Source organism: Ureibacillus massiliensis 4400831 = CIP 108448 = CCUG 49529 (genome assembly GCF_000772965.1).
Taxonomy (GTDB): Bacteria; Bacillota; Bacilli; order Bacillales_A; family Planococcaceae; genus Ureibacillus; species Ureibacillus massiliensis.
This window is the reverse complement of record NZ_JPVQ01000025.1, coordinates 1-16,415: the sequence shown is the minus strand read 5'-3', so window position 1 is coordinate 16,415 and position 16,415 is coordinate 1. Positions and strand designations below refer to the sequence as shown.

The 16,415-nt window shown below is 32.1% G+C and carries 10 protein-coding genes; 1 reads left to right on the top strand and 9 read right to left on the bottom strand.

Features of this window, described 5'->3' with window-relative positions; all coding sequences use genetic code 11:
* Positions 1-16 precede the first annotated feature (16 nt).
* The 9 genes from CD30_RS12810 to CD30_RS12770 form a co-directional block, all read right to left on the bottom strand.
* On the bottom strand, positions 17-1,594 hold the full coding sequence (locus CD30_RS12810; protein ID WP_052126202.1) for a spore germination protein: 1,578 nt from the start codon (positions 1,592-1,594) through the stop codon (positions 17-19).
* A gap of 158 nt (positions 1,595-1,752) precedes the next feature.
* Entirely contained in the window at positions 1,753-2,607 is an 855-nt protein-coding gene (locus CD30_RS12805; RefSeq protein ID WP_036177635.1) for a CheR family methyltransferase, read from the bottom strand.
* Positions 2,608-2,631: 24 nt separating this feature from the next.
* The gene (locus CD30_RS12800; RefSeq protein WP_052126201.1) at positions 2,632-5,877 is read right to left on the bottom strand and encodes a response regulator; all 3,246 of its coding nucleotides are present in this window, start codon (positions 5,875-5,877) and stop codon (positions 2,632-2,634) included.
* Positions 5,878-5,910: 33 nt separating this feature from the next.
* Positions 5,911-7,986, bottom strand: a complete 2,076-nt coding sequence (locus CD30_RS12795) for an EAL domain-containing protein (RefSeq protein WP_036177633.1) — start codon at positions 7,984-7,986, stop codon at positions 5,911-5,913.
* A 265-nt stretch (positions 7,987-8,251) separates the two neighbouring features.
* Positions 8,252-9,082, bottom strand: a complete 831-nt coding sequence (locus CD30_RS12790) for a putative bifunctional diguanylate cyclase/phosphodiesterase (protein WP_052126200.1) — start codon at positions 9,080-9,082, stop codon at positions 8,252-8,254.
* 208 nt (positions 9,083-9,290) lie between these two features.
* Entirely contained in the window at positions 9,291-12,068 is a 2,778-nt protein-coding gene (locus CD30_RS12785; RefSeq protein ID WP_036177631.1) for a PAS domain S-box protein, read from the bottom strand.
* A 143-nt stretch (positions 12,069-12,211) separates the two neighbouring features.
* On the bottom strand, positions 12,212-13,111 hold the full coding sequence (locus CD30_RS12780) for an alpha/beta hydrolase (protein WP_036177629.1): 900 nt from the start codon (positions 13,109-13,111) through the stop codon (positions 12,212-12,214).
* 71 nt (positions 13,112-13,182) lie between these two features.
* Complete coding sequence (locus CD30_RS12775) at positions 13,183-13,374, bottom strand: hypothetical protein (protein WP_036177627.1); 192 nt, start codon at positions 13,372-13,374, stop codon at positions 13,183-13,185.
* A gap of 145 nt (positions 13,375-13,519) precedes the next feature.
* Entirely contained in the window at positions 13,520-14,554 is a 1,035-nt protein-coding gene (locus CD30_RS12770; RefSeq protein ID WP_268871091.1) for a CapA family protein, read from the bottom strand.
* Positions 14,555-14,940: 386 nt separating this feature from the next.
* Here CD30_RS12770 and CD30_RS12765 point away from each other — a divergent pair, with 386 nt between their 5' ends.
* Positions 14,941-16,332 (top strand): membrane protein, encoded by a 1,392-nt coding sequence (locus tag CD30_RS12765; protein WP_036177625.1) that lies wholly within the window; start codon positions 14,941-14,943, stop codon positions 16,330-16,332.
* The last annotated feature ends 83 nt before the right edge of the window (positions 16,333-16,415 follow it).

Below are 16,415 nucleotides of genomic sequence, written 5' to 3'. Positions count from 1 at the left end.
CTCTTTTAATTTATTATTAGTTTTTCTTCATATTTGATTGATCCTGACTATTGATAGCTCTTTTATTGATAAAAGGTATTGGGAAACGTACTAAACTATCTGTCAAATCCTTCACCCGTAGTGGGTAGAATGGTGACATATAGGGCGCACCCAAGCTTGTTAATCTTAATAAGTGAATTGCTAAAAAACAAAAGGCAATCATGATACCATAAAAGCCCCACATACCTGCTAACAGCATAATTGGAAATCTTAAAATACGAATTACATTTCCCATCATATAATTTGGAGTAGTAAAAGAAGCTAAAGCGCAAAGTGCAATGATAATGATTAAAATATTACTAGTAATACCTGCTTGGACGGCAGCTGTCCCAATTACAATACCGCCAACGATACCTATTGTTTGTCCAACTTTTGTTGGTAATCGTGCTCCGGCTTCACGAAGTAACTCAATAATAATTTCTAATATTAGGGCCTCAATGATTGGAGGAAACGGTACAATTGCCCGGGATTCACTCAATGGGACTAATAGAGGCTGTGGAATGATTTCATAATGAAATGTTAACGAAGCAATATAAATAGGTGTTAAAAAGATTGAAAGCATAATGGCGAAAAATCTTAGTAAACGAGAAAAAGTTGCGATAGGCCATCGTAAGTTTTGATCCTCTCGACTTTGAAAAAATTCAATGAATGTGTAGGGACATATGATGGCCATAGAACTTCCGTTCACTACGATGCCAATTTTCCCTCTAAGTAACCCATCACAGAAACGATCTGGACGTTCTGTCAATAGTATTTGAGGAAAAATCGATTTCGAGCTATCATCGATTAGTTCTGCTAAAACTGCACTATCAATTAAATCATCAATTTCTAAATCCGTAATTCTTTGTCGAACAGTATTTACTTGCTCATCAGATGCAATTCCTTTTATGTAGAGCATAGATAAAGATGTCTGCGTTTCTTTTCCTAATGTATATTTTTCATTACAAAGTTTTGGATTTGTTATAAACCTTCTTACCAAAGAAACATTTGTTGCTAAACTTTCATTAAAACCAACTTGAGAACCGATTACTTGAGATTCATTTTCAGGAGTAGATAATCCTCTTGTTTGATATGAAGAGATTTTTGCAACAACAATTTCGTTCGTTCCATCAAGGTGAATTAATGCTGCCCCAATTAACATTTCATTTATACAATCATCGATATTATCTAAAACATTGACTTCTGATATAGGTAAAATATCCTTGATATCATTAGCATCCTGTACCGTTGCCGTTTTTAACTCTGCAATAATTTGCCCATTTAACGTTTGGCTATCGATTAGAAAGTCTACATAAACGATCGTTATGTTAGTTGTTACGAATTTAATGATTAAATCTGATGGTGTATTTGTCTTTTCTTTTATCGTTTTTATGAAATCATCTTTAGACATTCCTGTTTTAACTTGGGTATCGACTGATTGATTATTAGATGGTGATGTCGGTTTATTTTCACTTGTGTTAGCTGTTGCTGATTTCGTTGGAAGTGTTTCTTTAGAGCTTTTATTTTGTATAATTGAAGGTTGTATTTTCTTCTTATTTTTAAAAAAATCAAACATTGACAATCACCCCAAATCTATCTTGATATTAGAATTAACTAGGAATGATTTATCTATACTCCCCATCCTTAACATCAGCCTATTTTTTACTTTAAGACGATAATTCTAGATGAAAAAAACCTTTCAAAAGAGATAATGTTCTCTTTTGAAAGGTTTTCCTATGTCGTTTTTTGATATAATTTTTGTTTTGTGCTTACTTGCTCATAATATTTATCAAAATCAGTAAAATGCATTGTTTCTTTATCTCCTAAACCGAGGAATCCGAATTTAGAAAGACTTTCGTAAAAAAGCTGATGTACATTTTTTTGTAAGGTTTTATTAAAATATATCATCACATTTCGACATAATATGACCTGGAATTCGTTAAAGGATCGATCGGATACTAGGTTATGCTGAGCGAACACGACATTTTTCATTAAATTAGAGTTAAATTTAACCCCTGTATCCGTTACCTTATAATAATCTGAGAATGCCCTATTGCCACCTGATTGTAGATAATTTTGAGTATATTTTTTCATATGTTCAAGAGGGTAATAACCTCTTTTAGCAGTTTGCAATACTTCCTGGTTGATATCAGTTGCATAAATTTTTGTTTTTTCATAAAGACCTTCTTCTTTTAGGAGAATAGCCATTGAATATACTTCTTCACCTGTTGCACAACCGGCATGCCATATACGAATCGAAGGAAATGTTTGTAGAAAAGGGATGACATTCTCACGGAATTCCTTCCAAAATGATGGATCCCGAAACATTTCCGTTACATTAATCGATAAATCATCAATTAAACGATGTAAACATGCATTATCGTGTAATAATTTATTTAATAATTCTGTAATGGTTGATAATTTTTCAGAATATACTCGATGCAATATACGTCTTCTTAAAGATGGATAGGCATAATCTCTAAAGTCATATCCACACCATTCATATACGCCGTTTAGTAATAATTTAATCTCAAGTTCTTCTAATTCTTCATGAGGCTTGTGATGTGATAAAAATTCATTAAATATCATCTGAATTTTTCAATCCTTTTACTATTAATATAGCCATACTTTGATTAATGAAATGAGTTGATCTGGTTCAACGGGTTTAGCAATGTAGTCTGATGCTCCAATTGATAGGCATTTATCTCGATCCTCTTTCATCGCTTTTGCCGTTAATGCAATAATTGGCAAATCCTTAAATTTTGATTTTTCTCTGATTCTTTTTATTGCTTCGTATCCATCCATTTCTGGCATCATAATATCCATCAACACCAAGTCGATATCATTATTTTCATCTAGCATTTTAATACCATCTGTACCATTTTCAGCAAAAATAACATCACAGCCTGTTGTTTCTAAAACACTTGTCAAAGAAAATACATTTCGAACATCATCATCTACTAACAATATTTTCTTGCCTTTAAGATGCATTTCATATAGATTAGATGGCTCAATTTGCGAATTAGCGGTTTCATTCGAATGCTCCAATTCGTTTAAATAGAACTGTAATTCAGCTTTAAGACGTTCTGGTGAATACTCATTTTTAATAATAATCGTATGCGTATATTTACTTAAGTGCATTTCTTCTTTGCTTGTTAAATCTCTACCTGTATATACAAATATTTTTATTTGGTCAAATTCATCTAATTCTTTTATTTTATCAAGCAATTCAAATCCGCTTGTGTCTGATAAACCTAAATCTAAAATAATACAGTCGAAATCATTCACTTTTAGAAGTTCAATTGCTTTTGCTCCAGATGGTACTGCCTTTATAACGAAGTCCATTTCACCGATTAGTTCCATTAAACTATTTCGTTGGTTTTGATCATCATCGACAATTAAAAGTCTTTTTATTTGTTGATGGTCTTTATTTTTTTGCATGTGAGTTAATTCTAGTTTATTTCTCTTATTTGACTTAGCCTTTGGTTCCACGTCTTGTTTTTTCGGACTTTCTTCTAACATAGTTACCGCTGCTTCATTATAAACCTCATCTTCATTTTTAATTACACTTTCGTAATTACCAACATAGAAAGTAAACTTACTTCCCTTATCTTCTTCACTTTCTACGATGATTTCGCCACCTAATAAAGATGCGAGCTCTCTTGAAATAGATAAACCTAATCCTGTACCACCAAATTTTCTACTCGTTGTACCATCTTCTTGTTGGAATGCTTCAAAAATAATTTGTTGTTTATCTTTAGCAATTCCTATACCCGTATCCAAAACGGTAAATGCAAAAGCCTTTTTATCGTTATAGTTTTTATACGAGATAGCTAATAGAACTTCCCCTTGTGTTGTGAATTTAAAAGCATTAGATAGTAGATTATTTAGAACCTGTTGAATACGATCACCATCATTAAATATGGTATTTGGCGTATTTTCATCTACGACTACATTGAATTTTAAGTTTTTAGTTTCTGCTATCGGCTTGAAATTACTTTCAACGAATTCAACAATACTTACAATCTTTACTTCATAAGGTAATATTTCAGTTTTTCCAGATTCAATTTTTGCTAGGTCTAAAATATTGTTAATTAACTTGAGTAAATCATTTCCAGAAGAATAAATTGTTTTTGAGTATTCTATTTGTTTTTCAGAAAGATTACCATTTGGATTATCAGCTAAAAGCTTTGATAATATGATTAAACTATTTAAAGGTGTTCGTAATTCATGAGACATGTTTGCGAGGAATTCGGATTTATATTTTGAACTTAAGGCCAGCTGCTCTGCTTTTACTTCGAGCTCGGCTCTTGCATTTTCAACTAATCGATTTGTTTCTTCAAATTTAATATTTTGCTCTTCAAGTCGATTCGCTTTCTCTTCTAATTCTGTATTTGTCTCTTCTAATTCCTCTTGTTGTCTTTGTAATTGTTCTTCAGATTTACGAAGTGCAAGCGTTTGTGCCTCTAACTCTTCGTTTGTTGCTTTTAACTCTTCTTGTTGATTTTGAAGCTCTTCAGATTGAGCTTGAACTTCTTCCATGAGCATTTGAGACTCTTCAAGCAATTTCGCTAGTTGAATCCTACTTATAACACTATCTAAAACTATGCCTATATTTTTCATCAGTTCTTCAAGGAAGTTTTGTTGTACTTCTGTAAATGTATTAAAGGAAGCAAGTTCAATTATAGCCTTTACCTCATTTTCAAATACAATTGGGATAACATAAATATTTGTCGGGGCTGCTTCACCTAGGCCCGAAGATATTTGAATATAATCTCTAGGTACATTAGTTAAGATTATTGGAGTTTTTTCAAATATAGCTTGTCCAATGATTCCTTCCCCTGGTTTAATAGTTGACAATATATGCTTTCTTTCTTTATATGCATAAGTTGAAATGAGCTTGTAATTCTGATCAGGATCATTAATATCTTTTACATAAAACACAGCATGACTTGATTCAACTAATGGAACTAATTTTGAAAGTAGCGTTTGACCTAACGCTTCAATTTCATATGCACCACTAATACTAGTAGTAATATCAGTAATATTTGTTTTCGTCCATGTCATATCTTGTTCTTTTGTAATTTGTTCCACTAATGTTGACGTCATTTTATTAAAAGAAATCGCAACCTGGTCAATTTCATCATTTTTCAACACTGGAACAGGTGTATCTAACTCTTTTTTTCCATTAGCAATATCACTCATCAATTGTGAAATCATACCGATTCTTCTACCAGCTTTAATAATTGTATTGCCAATTGGTATGATAATAATAAGGATACCAACTCCAATTAGGATGGAAGTGTACAAAAGACCATTTTCAAATGAACGGATGGAATCCATCATCGATGTGCTTAAGTTTGAATCTAATGCCGCAGTAATTTCAGCAATCGTTTCAGAAAATCTAGTTTGTGTATCATTTGAATTTTCTTCTATTGATAAAATCGCTTCATCTTTGTTTCCTTCTTGAATGAAAGAGATAACTTCCTCTGAATAAATTTTGAAATCAGCATTAACCGCTTTTAATGAATCGATCATTTCGAGCTCCTGTTCGGATGACGCTGCTAATTCTAATTCCCTAATATTCTGTTCGATATTTTCCAATTCGATTTGTGTTTGTTGCATTTCATAATTTACAGTTTCTTCGTTGTTAGACATTACCATGTTCCGAAGATGTATGCCTGCATCTTTTACATCTGCTCTGATTTGACTTGCGAGAACGGATTTATTAAATTTTGATTCAACCTCATTGCTTACAGTATTTAAATGGTTATGCTGTGAAACGCTCGATACTACTAGAAAAATTAATACTAACGGGATAAAGCATAATCCCATTAGTAGTTGTGATTTTATCTTCAAGTGCTACACACCTCAATTTTTATATGAAAATGTCTATATTTTTTCAACTTTTATACAAGCTTCATATACTTTTGATATAACTTGTACTCTGTCTGATACGCCAAATTTATGAAGAATATTTGTAATGTGATTTTTAACTGTATGTTCACTTATAAATAACCGTTCTGAAATCTCTTTATTACTTAATCCTTCAACAATTAATCGGAAGACATCCTGTTCTCTATTAGATAACGAATAACTATTTTTTAATTGTTGAATAGCTAATTGAATGACATCACTATTCAATTGATCTTCTTTTTTTGTAATTCTTTCAGTACTTTCAAACATTACTATAACGGAAGATTCATTTAAACGATTAGTTATAACTTGTCGTTCGTTACTTTTTACATATTGAATAAATTGATCAGATTGAACAGGTGGGCTAAAAATATATCCTTGAACTTCTTCACAACCAATCGTTTTTAAATGATCTAGCTGTTGAATTGTTTCGACGCCTTCAGCAATTACACTCATATTAATTTTATTTGCTAGAAAAATAACGGATTCGATAATTTCTTTACTATTATTGAGGTTAATTGGTAAATCATCGATAAATGATTTATCGATTTTGATAGAGTCAAATGGGAAATTTCTTAAGTAGGTCAATGAGGAATAGCCAGTCCCAAAGTCATCAAGACTTAGTTTAATTCCTAGTTCTTTTATCGACTGAAGTGTTTGTTGGACTGCTTCTTCATTTCTTAAGATTACAAGCTCAGTGATTTCAAACTCAATGTTGTTTGAGTCAATCTTGTATTTATTAAAAATATTGATAAAGTTTGCAAGGAAATCTTTTTCTATAAAATGCTGAGCAGATAAGTTTATCGCGATTCTGATATTCTGAAGAGATAATTCATTTTCTTTCCATTGATTTATTTGCTTACAAACATTTTCGAAAACCCATTGATCAATATCGATGATTAATCCTGTTTCTTCTGCAATGGGTATAAATTCTTCGGGTTTTATCGCACCCCAAACAGGATGGTTCCATCTGATTAAAGCTTCAGCACTTGTAACATCTCCAGTCAGCAAATTCACCCTTGGTTGATATACTAAATAAAATTCGTCTCGCTCGATAGCTTTTCTTAAATCATTTTGGATAAGAAATGATCGATAAGAATGAATGTTCATTCCAGAATGGTAAACATTATATTTATTTTGCCCTTGTTCTTTTGCGCGGTATAGGGCAGCATCAGCTTTTTTGATTAATGTAGTAGAATCTTCTCCGTCAAAGGGAAAAACAGCTAACCCAATACTTGCTGATACATAAAATTCATATTGTCCGATTATAAAAGGTGCTTTAAAGGAATCTAGGATTTCTTCAGCAACTTCGACTGAAATTTCGCGATTCGTATCGGGTAATATAAAATAAAATTCATCACCACCCACACGAGCAACAAAGTCATGTTGTCTAACGGAAGTGGATATTCTTTTTGATACTTCGAGAAGTAAATTATCAGCAATCATATGACCTAACGTATCATTGATCTGTTTAAATCGGTCTAAATTTAACAACATTACACCAAAAGGCTGAAGACCAGTTTTCGCATCTGAAAATTGATTTACTAAAGTATCATAAAATTTTCTTCGATTGGGTAACTCGGTTAATGAATCGTAATAAGCCATATGTTCAATGACTTTATTTTTTTGTAATAAAGTTTCTGATTGGTGTTCAAGTTGTTGCTTAAGTTTATGAATTTCTACAAATCTCTCTACCTTTGAAGCTAGAATCATAGGATCAAAAGGCTTCAGAATATAATCGATTGCACCGACAGAATAGCCCATAAAAACATGTTCTGCATCTAAATAATTTGCTGTAATAAATAAAATAGGAACATGCTTCGTTTTTTCACGCGCTTTAATAATTTTAGCTGTCGTAAACCCATCAATACCAGGCATTTGAACATCTAATAAAATAAGAGCAACATTATTTTTTAATAAATATTTTAAAGCCTCGTCCCCTGAATTTGCCTTAATAAGATTGTATTCTTCGTTTTCAAGAATTGCTTCTAAAGTAAGTAAATTCTCTGGATGATCATCGACTAGTAGAATATTAATTTTTTCATTATTCATATAGCAAAACTCCATCCATAAGTTTATCTAAAAGTAGTACTTTAAGAATAACATAACTATGGAGAGTAAGGGAGTAGGATATCATAATACTCTAAAAAAGAATTCGACAAAATACGGGACTTTAGTAATGTGAATATTATAATATTTGTATATTAAAATATATAACTTAATATAATAGTTAAAATTATAATATTTAAGTTAATCTGTTATCTTTCGGCTCTTTCTATTGGATTGCATCCCCTGGAGTGGGATTAACCTCTTCTACTTACGTAAGACTAAAATGTATATTTGGTTCCAATTTCGATTTGTTTAATAATTTTTGAAACTCTTCTTCTGAAATGGGCTTGCTAAATAAATAGCCTTGAATTTCTTTACATTCAAGTTTACGTAAAAAATCATATTGCTCCAAAGTTTCTACCCCTTCAGCAACGATATTCAAATCTAATTCTTTTGCCATGAATATTAAGGATTTAATAATTACTTCAACATCTTTTTTATAATTGATTTGTTGTATAAAGGAGCGATCAATTTTAATCGTATTTATAGGAAAATCTTTTATATGTGATAAGGAGGAATAACCTGTTCCGAAATCATCCAGGGCTACTTTTATACCAAGTTCATATAATTGATTTAATGTATTTACAACTGTTTTTTCATAATTTATTAAAGAAGATTCCGTTATTTCAAGTTCGATATATTTAGGATCCACATTATATTGCTTTAAAATACTGGTGACAGTAAGAAAACAGTCCCTTCGTAAGAAACGTTGAGCAACAATATTTACAGAAATGGGAAGAGTACGGAGCTGCATTCTTTCCCAATCTGCTAAATACTTACACACCCTTTCTAATACCCAGTCACCAAGGTCATTTATTAAGCCAATATCCTCTGCAATTGGTATAAATTCATTTGGCGAAACAAATCCCCAAACCGGATGTTCCCATCGAAGAAGCGCCTCTGCACTTATCAATTTTTTTGTACTAGTATCGACACGTGGTTGAAGATATACTTGTAATTCATTATTTTTAAAAGCATTACGTAGTTCTCGTTCAAGTTTATGATTTTTTTTATTTCTATGAAAGAATGGTAAAGACATATATATCCCCCCTATATGAGTCCTTAAGCTATTTATTTAAAACAAGTTGTATTAAACAGTCTGATAAAATTCTAGTTTTAGTGTAATGAGTTTGTGGATGGAAGTGTATCACCCCCCGTTCTTATTTAAGTAGGAAGTGAGTCCTATTTATTTGAAATATAAAAAAACTACTGATATCCCAAGTATAGGAATAATCAGTAGTTTTTTGTTAGACCATCGTGTAAGTATTGCCACCCAAGTCTTTAGAACGGTATAAATTGTTATCTGCAATTTTAAACAATTGGTCAATATCCTTTGTATCAGAGGGATAACAAGCTATACCGATGCTTGCTGTAATATTTATTTCATTTCCATTAATGTACATTGTCTCAGCTATATTTTTTAAAATACGTTCAGCAATAATTTTCACTTCCTCTAAATCATTGATTTCGGGAATGACTACGGTAAATTCATCTCCACCAATTCTTGAAATTGTATCTTTACTTCTTAATGAGTATTGTAAACGATTGGCAAATTCGATGATTACTTTATCACCAATATCGTGACCTAATGTATCATTTATATTTTTAAACTTATCACCATCTAATACAAATAGAGTTGTGTGCTTACCAGTTTTATCACTCGTTACCATAGCTTGTTGTAATTGCTGTTCAAAAAGCCTTCGATTCGGTAAACCAGTTAAATAGTCATAAAAGGCCATTTTCTTTAATTTGGATTCCTTTTGTTTTAATTCAGATATATCATCTGAAATGACCATGATTTTTTCTACTTCTCCACTTTCATCAAAGAGAGGCACAAATTGTGAGTCTAACCACAGTGCGCTTCCCTCACGGTGCAAATGTCTTATTTCGATATCAATCGGTGTTTTCAACTTGCGTACTTTTTCTAATACATCTTCTAAAAGTAATAAATCATCTTCGTGGATATTACTATAGATTGATTTGCCCATTTCCATCCATAATGGTATACCTAGTATTTCTTCAATGGAAGATGAACAGTAGGTTACTTTCCCCTTTGGTGTAATGATTTTTACGATACTTTTTGAATTTTCCGCAATAATACGGAATCGTTCTTCACTTTCCCTTAAGGCTTGTTCAGACCTTAGTTTTGTTGTGACATCTCTTAACATGACAATTGTGGATTTTTTCCCTTTTTCTCGTATAGTGGCTGTAGTTGTTTCAGCATAGATGATTTCGTCTTCTAAATTCATGAATTTATAAATGGACGGTAAGCTTTTACTACTAGTCTGAAAAATCCCGTTTTCTCTTTCACTTGGATGTAATATTTCTTTAACGGGCTTCCCTACGATAAAGCTTCGTTTTTTCACTTTTATTAAATGTTGAGCAGCTTTATTTAAGTACGTAATAATTTCTCCATCGATAATGAATAAAGGTATTGGAGATGCATCTAGAAATTTCATGTACTTCATTTGATTTCTTGATAGTTCATGAATTAGCTGTTTTTCATTTGTAATATCTTTATAAGTTGCAATGGCTAATGTTTTTCCTTTATTTACACGTCTATATGTTGCTAATACTTGAATTGTTGAACCATCCTTACGTCTTCGAGATGTTTCAAATTGAATAAACGCCTTCTCTTCTCGTAAGTGACGCAAAAATTCATTTGTTTGCATGATTTGTTTATTCAAATAAATATCCGATAATGTTATCTTTTCGCATTGATCATATAAAAACATGTTGTTGAATGCTGGATTAGTTTTCATGATTTCCCCATCGTGTGCAATCATGAAAATACCATCAGTTGAATACTCCCATACTAATTCCAGTTCACTTTTAATTGTGTTGATTTCTACTTCATTTTTCTTACTTTCTGTTATATCTCTAAGAATGTTTGTAATTGCAATTACTTCCCCAAATTCATCAAAAATAGGTGAAAGAGTAATACTTATATCTAACAGTTCCCCATTTTTCTTTTGTCTTTTTACATGTAAGTCTTTAACAATATTCCCTTTAAAAGCTTCATCATATAAAGAATCTGAGTCTTTTTTTAGCCAATCTGGGATTGTTGGGTTATCCTGTTCCAGCACCTCTTCATCTGTATAATCAAAAATATTTGTAAATGCTTGGTTAACGATTTCAATTTTCTTTTCAAGATTCATAATTATAATAGCGTCGGAATTATATTTGATAAATGATTCAAGTTGGTTATTTGCTTTTTTTAGTTTTTCAAGGATTAATTTTTCTTTTGAAATGTCCTTTGCTATGCCATAAACACCAATTACATTGTCATTAATATAAATAGGTACAAATTTCAACTCTATCGACAATTCATCACCGTTTTTATGATAAATCTTTGTCTCAAATTTTACATTTTCTGATTCAATTGCAGATATTAGATGCTGGGTTATATTCGAAATCTCATTCCTCGGTAAAAAATGAACAATGTTTTTACCTATCAGTTCTAAAGGTGTATACCCGATGATGTTAGTTGTTGCTTCGTTTGACTCTAAAAAATATCCGTCAGTATCTAACATAAAAATACCGTCTTCATTTTGTTCCACTAGAGATAAAAGTCTTTGATCATTTTTCTCAAGTAGGTCCTTTGAATGCTTTAACTCCGTTATTTTTTTAGAGTAATCGGTCACATCTCGAACAACGGTGACAATTAAAAAATGTTCTTTAAATTGAACAGGCGTAAGAACGGATTCGTATATTCTTTGTTGATTATCTATTTCTACTTCATCACTAAAGGTTACGATTTTATTTTTCTTATAGCATTTCTCATAATATCTTTCTAAAAAATGTGCTTTTTCGGGTGTTAATAAATCAAAAATGGACTTCCCTACCAAATCTTCCTCAACAATAAGATGTGATTTTCCTGCATTATTTGTAAATAGATAAATGTATTCATCTTCTATTACTTCTAAAATATAAAATATATCTTTTACTGAATTAATTGCGCTCATTAATATACCTGATAATTGACTAAAATCTTCATAAACTGATTTTATAAAATCATGTTTCATTCATTGATGCTCCGTTCGTTTATTAATATTTCTTGAGGTGCTTATTAATATTAAACAAACTTCATAAAAGAAGTATCACCTTAAGTTCTTATTTTTAATAGGAATTAGTTCCTATTTCCAAAAAGAAAGAAGTAATCCCAATTTTATAGGATTACTTCCTTTTCTTCTTTCATTAAAAATTCAGCTGATAATTCATATCCGCGCATGTAATCGGGAGAACCAGGAAAATATTGCATAAAGCCATGTATATTTCCATCAAAGCGAATATGTTTTATAACTGCTCCTGCTTTTTCAATTTTCTCAGCGTACAATTCACCCTCATCACAAAAAGGATCATATTCAGCAGTGAAAATAAGTGTTTCAGGCATTTTACTTAAACATTTTTTATCTGTTTCCAGTAACGATATTGGTATTAAATTAGTCGCAAATTGCATGAGCTTTAAAATATCTACACCATACTTTGCATTATACATTTTTCTTGAAAGGTATTCACTTTTCTCAACCTCATTAGTAAAATCAATAATTGGATAAAATAGTAATTGATTAGAAAGGATAAAATCATTTGTTTTTATCGATTGGATAATGATTGAAGTAGCCAAAGTAGCTCCAATACTATCACCACAAATGGACACATTGTCCGGATTGCCTCCAAATTTCTGTGCGTTCGAAGTAATCCATTTTATGGCATTGTAACATCCATCGAAAGTAGAGCTTACGGATTTTTTTAATAATGGCTTATAATCAATTGAAATTACCTTATATCCAGAAAAGGAAGCAAGCATTCGGCAAGCGATGTCTGAAGATTCCCAATCCCCGCTTATAATTTCTCCACCATTTAGAAAAACTAACAATGAATAATGAGGCATGTCCTTTGGTGTATAAATTCTTATTGGAAGATGAAGTGAGGCGAAGTCGATTTGCTGATCTTCGATTTGAAATACATCCGGCCTTCTTTCATTTGGAGGACTTTCGGAGTGAATTCCATTTGTTCTGTCATCGGGTAATTGCTCAAAATGCTGTAATATATACGAATGAATGGGCATAAAATTCTCCTTTCTTTTTTGGTTTAAAAAAACTGCATCTCAAAAACGAGAGATGCAGTCCGAGTTTTTGTTTAATGATGATGTAATTTGCTTTTTATCTCATTGGTGTCCGTATCACTAAATTTGGATGTACCTTTGCCGCCCGTTTTAGCTAATAATTCATAAACCTCATTATAAGATAGACCAGATTGGGCGTTTAGTTTCTTAACTTCATCAATGTTCGTACCTGCAACAGTAAATTGTTCATTATCATGTTGTTTCATTCATTTGCCTCCAAGTGGATTCTGAGTTTATTTTGCTTCAAATGAAGTAAATTATTAATGGTACTTGCCTTAACGAATGACTACAATTACCATTTTGTAATGAATAGGATGTAATAAAAACGAAAAAAATAAAAACACCAAACTGTTAAAAGCTTGGCGTAATGTTATTCATGGACGTAATATCTTCAACAAATTTTAATTCTGGAACAAACTGAGACATATGTTCTTGCATTTCTTGATAAATGTACTGGGAATTAGTTAAGTCATTCTCCGTCAATTGGTACATTGGGATAATTTCGTAATCTCTCCAATTTGTAAATTTCACATATGTTATTAATGATTTAGGATTGCCTATTTCAATTAATACGTTTTCTGCTCCATTTTTATCGTAGGTAATTGTTTTTGTTACATCAAGTTGTAAAATGGCACCGATTTGTCTATATAATTCATCTTGAGCTGAAATAAAGTTACCTAATGAATGGGCTACAAAGGTTTTATTACCATTCATACCATCATACCATTTCGCTGGTTGTAACACATGAGGGTGATGGGCAAAGATAATATGGGCTCCACTATCAGAAGCTAATTGTGCGATATGTTCTTGATAATCATTAAACATTCGTGAATATTCATTTCCATAGTGAAGATTTACGATGACAACATCGGACATACTTTTTGCTTTTATAATATCCTCTTCCAATTTCTCTTCATCAATATAATTCACTAAATATTCTTTTCCTTTAGCTGTTTTTAATCCATTTGTTCCATAGGTGTACCCTAAAAAAGAAAAGACTATATTATTAACAGTTATCGTTTTAATCGTTTCAGAATCTTCTTTACTTGCTGCTGCACCAACATATGTCACACCAAGGCTATTCCAATAGTTGGTTGCATTAATTATCGCTTCTTCTCCACGATCTAATGTATGATTATTTGCCATTGTCACTACATCGATTCCTGCATCTTTTAATGCATCAGCTACTTCATATGGACTATTAAATTGAGGATAACTTGATAAGCCGAGTTCTTGTCCACCAATAATACTTTCTGAATTAGCAACCGTAATATCAGCACTTTCTAAATAAGGTTTTACTCTTTCAAACATTTTTGTGAAATCAAATTTACCTTTTTCAACGAGTGCGTCTTCATAAACTGAGTTATGAATTAATATATCACCAATTGATGATACGGATGCTGTATAAATTTCAGGCTCCTTCGGTTGCTGTACAATTTCCTCTTCATCCGTTTTGTCTACTTCTATTTCTGAATTTGGGTATTGATGTTCTTGTTCATTTGTATTACATGAGGTTATGAAGAAAAGAAGGAGAATTGCTAAAAACTTTCTTATAATACTTTCACTCCTTAATATTGAATAGCTTTTATATATTTAGTATTATACCAAATTAACATATTATTTAAATCTATTTATTACTATTAATCTCTACATATGGAAATTAAATTATTGTCAGTTAATTTACGTGGATTTGTAATATTAGGCATTTGTGCCACTATCACCAACTATTTTTCTCCTCATATTCTATAGGAAAAACACCTAGGGGGGAGAATATGCTAGTCGAGTTAACTGCTCTTCATTGGATTTACGTACTTTTTATCGTCTTAATTATTGGTTTTATGGTAATGCGTCGCGATACAACACTTATTTCAACGTTAGGTATTTTTCTTATTGCTATTGTTGCAACAGCTGATTTTACGGCTTCGGTCAGCGGTGTGTTTAAAAGCTTTGTATTTGCAACAACCGAACTTCTTTCTACAATACTAATCATTTGTATTATTGTGGCGATGAGTAAAGTTTTGCAAAAGACCGGGATTAATGAAGTGATGGTTACCCCATTCACAAAGATTTTTAAAACACCTGGTCTAGCGTTTTGGACAATTGGGATTTTGATGATGGTCATTTCCTGGTTTTTCTGGCCATCCCCAGCAGTAGCACTATTAGGTGCTGTTATGCTTCCAGTAGCAATACGTGCAGGTCTTCCAGCATTAGGCGTTGCGATGGCGATGAACTTATTTGGTCATGGAATTGCCCTTTCAAGTGATTTTATCATTCAAGGTGCACCAAAATTAACTGCTGATGCTGCAGGAATCCCCGTTACAGATGTTGTAATGGCAAGTATTCCACTAGTTATTGTTATGGGTGTCGTTACAACGCTGGTTGCATTTTTCTTACTAAAAAGGGATATGAAGCGTGGTTCAATGGAAATGGTTGGAACCTTTGATGGTGAACACGTAGAAGAAAAACCCGAAGATTTATTGTCATTAAGACAAAAACAAATATTCGCCGTATTAATTCCAGTTGCATTTATCCTGGATGTTGTTGCAATGGCAGTCTTTAATTTATCTGGAGGCGACGCAACGGCAATTGTTGGTGGTACAGCAATATTTATTTTATTAATATTGTCAATGTTTGCTTATAAAAACGATGGTTTAGAAAAAACAACTAGCCATCTTATTGAAGGATTTCAATTTGGATTTAAAGTGTTCGGGCCGGTGATCCCTATTGCAGCCTTTTTCTATATGGGTGATGCTGGATTTACGTCAATTATCGGAGAATTTTTACCAACTGATTCACAAGGTATTGTCAATGATCTTGGTATCGCATTAGCCTCTGTAGTACCATTGACAAGCGAAATTGCAGCGATCACATTAACAGGAGTGGGAGCAATTACAGGACTTGATGGGTCTGGTTTTTCGGGTATTACTTTAGCAGGTTCTATTGCGAATTTGTTTGGAACAGCAATTGAAAGTGGTACCGCAACTTTAACAGCACTTGGTCAAATTGCAGCGATTTGGGTTGGTGGTGGTACACTCGTTCCTTGGGCATTAATCCCTGCAGCAGCCATTTGTAATGTTAGCCCCTTTGAATTAGCAAGAAGAAATTTAATTCCTGTTGTTGTTGGTTTAATTGTAACAACGATTGTCGCGATGTTTATCATTTAAAAGCAAAAGATAGTGAGAGGAATTCAGACTCACTATCTTTTTTTGTGTGCCGGGCATGTCCGTCAACTAGGTGATGAAAGTTC

Excerpts from the sequence above, each read along its gene's own strand:
- CD30_RS12810 (WP_052126202.1), bottom strand. The coding sequence starts at position 1,594 with ATGTTTGATTTTTTTAAAAATAAGAAGAAAATACAACCTTCAATTATA.
- CD30_RS12805 (WP_036177635.1), bottom strand. The coding sequence starts at position 2,607 with ATGATATTTAATGAATTTTTATCACATCACAAGCCTCATGAAGAATTA.
- CD30_RS12795 (WP_036177633.1), bottom strand. The coding sequence starts at position 7,986 with ATGAATAATGAAAAAATTAATATTCTACTAGTCGATGATCATCCAGAG.
- CD30_RS12790 (WP_052126200.1), bottom strand. The coding sequence starts at position 9,082 with ATGTCTTTACCATTCTTTCATAGAAATAAAAAAAATCATAAACTTGAA.
- CD30_RS12785 (WP_036177631.1), bottom strand. The coding sequence starts at position 12,068 with ATGAAACATGATTTTATAAAATCAGTTTATGAAGATTTTAGTCAATTA.
- CD30_RS12780 (WP_036177629.1), bottom strand. The coding sequence starts at position 13,111 with ATGCCCATTCATTCGTATATATTACAGCATTTTGAGCAATTACCCGAT.
- CD30_RS12775 (WP_036177627.1), bottom strand. The coding sequence starts at position 13,374 with ATGAAACAACATGATAATGAACAATTTACTGTTGCAGGTACGAACATT.
- CD30_RS12765 (WP_036177625.1), top strand. The coding sequence starts at position 14,941 with ATGCTAGTCGAGTTAACTGCTCTTCATTGGATTTACGTACTTTTTATC.